Below are 902 nucleotides of genomic sequence, written 5' to 3' on the forward strand. Positions count from 1 at the left end.
TCCCCCAGCACGCCACCCCCCACCCACGCACAGCCACCGAACAAAACCGGACGCCGACGCTGAACACCCTCCACAAGCCGGATCACGCCTCCGGGCAAACCCTGCAACCTGAACCGTCCCGGGCTCGGCAGTGACGGCGTCGGGTGTTGTAGCAGTTGAGCCAGCTGAACGAGCGTTTCGGTCTAAAACTGACGATCATCGTTGACACCTGGGTCTCCAATCACTACGAAGATCCACATGCCGAAGTCCATCCCCACCAGTCCGCCGCTTGACCGTGAGGCCAAGCGGCGCCTGACCGTCATACGCCACGTCGAAGAGGTCACCGGTAACATTGCGATGTCCTGCCGGTACTTCGGGATCAGCCGGCAGGAGTACTACACCTGGTACCGCCGCTACAAGGCCGAGGGCCTTGCGCACCCGACCGAGAAACTCTCCGAACGCCACCCACGGCGAGGTAATCGGAAAGATCATCTACCTTCGGCAGAACTACCACTTCGGCCCCGAGAAGATCGCCATGTACCTCAAGCGGTACCACGACGTCACCATCAGCAAGTCGGGCGTCTGGCGCATCCTGAACCGCCTGGACATGGGCCGCCTGCCAGCCTCCCAGCGCTCCAAGCGCCACGACCGCAGATGGAAGCGGTATGAGTGGACGTTAAGTCCGATCTTCCTCGGTTCGTGATCGCTCGATCGAGGTACTGATCGTCGGGCAGGTCGTCCGCTGGACATGTGCATGCTGAGATGCGGGTATGGAACGAGAGCCGTACCCCAGCGACTTAGGGGTCCTAACAGAAGTTGTTGATCATGTGACTTTCAGTCTTGGTGGTCGTTGGTCTGGTCGTGGGGAAACGTCAGTCGCGGCCGTGGATCGTGTCGGATGAACTGTGGTCGCTGATCGAGCC

The 902-nt window shown here is 60.9% G+C and carries 1 protein-coding gene and 1 pseudogene; both read left to right on the top strand.

Going from position 1 to position 902, the window contains the following annotated elements:
* Positions 1–336 precede the first annotated feature (336 nt).
* Positions 337–393, top strand: a pseudogene (locus tag EHS43_RS48660) (hypothetical protein); the annotation flags it as partial.
* A 16-nt stretch (positions 394–409) separates the two neighbouring features.
* The gene (locus EHS43_RS48665; protein ID WP_260471034.1) at positions 410–682 is read left to right on the top strand and encodes a helix-turn-helix domain-containing protein; all 273 of its coding nucleotides are present in this window, start codon (positions 410–412) and stop codon (positions 680–682) included.
* Positions 683–902: the final 220 nt, after the last annotated feature.

This window comes from Streptomyces sp. RP5T, from assembly GCF_003933965.1.
In the GTDB taxonomy this organism is placed as follows: Bacteria; Actinomycetota; Actinomycetes; order Streptomycetales; family Streptomycetaceae; genus Streptomyces.